This is a genomic window from Bacillus sp. LR--39 (assembly GCF_053613335.1).
In genome coordinates, this window is record NZ_JBSIOT010000505.1 from 1 (window position 1) to 910 (window position 910).

Annotated in this window: 1 protein-coding gene; it reads right to left on the reverse strand. The window is 43.6% G+C overall.

The window, feature by feature from the left end; genetic code table 11:
• On the reverse strand, positions 1-910 hold a 910-nt coding region (locus ACWHAR_RS24500), incomplete at both ends, for a carbohydrate binding domain-containing protein (RefSeq protein ID WP_452088110.1).

The following is a 910-nucleotide window of genomic DNA, read 5'->3' on the forward strand; positions in this document are numbered from 1 at the left end:
ATCATCAAACCAGACTGTGCCTGTCGCACTCTTTTGGAACAGAATACTAATATCTACTTTATTGATCGGCTTTGTTTTAGGGATGACGACAGCTGCCCGGTTCCATTCCTGTGTTCCAGAAGGGAATTTCGCATTGTAGACGCCTGTGCTGCCGTCAGCGTAAGTGACATTCGCCTGCAGAGAATAGTCTTTTTCATCTGTAAATTTGACGCTGCTTGCTTTCGACATTCCTGTCAGTGTGAGATAAACCGGTTTGTCATTTGCGCTTTGCCCTAAGACAACGGTTTGTTTTGTTACTGATCCGGCTTGGGACGCACTGGTCCGGGCAGCTTTTAATGATACATCATCATTAAAGCCTTCTTCAGAATCAACGGATGCTCCGCTTACATTCCAGTTTTCCGTCGCTGATGTGAAGCTGCTGTTTTGAACTGGGTTATAGCTTGACGATACTTCGCCTTTTTCCAGCTGGACTTCATCGAACCATGCTTTTCCTTTGCCATCTTTATCATTATGATCGACTTCCATATACACAACGGCTTTTCCTGCATTTGCTGGAGTCGTAAAAGTGATTTGCCGTTTTGTCCAGTCATTTTTTCCGGCTAATGCACTGTATTCATTGTGAATCCATTGAATTCGTTTTTGATCTTTGTCTCGCAAATCAATGTTAAAGTAGGCTCTTGTTTTTGCTAGATCTGTTTTGATTTTCCCGCTTAATGTATAGGTTGTATTCGGCTCCAGTTCAACTGTTTGTGTCGCTGACGAAAACCCGTGATCGGTTCCGGCAGACGTTGATTGACTCAAGATTTCCAATGCCTTTGATCCGGAAAGAACTCCGCTTTTATCGGTGATAATTGAGATTTTGCCGCTGTCTTTAGAGGCAGTCAGATTCCAGCCGGATTTTTGTGCTTCA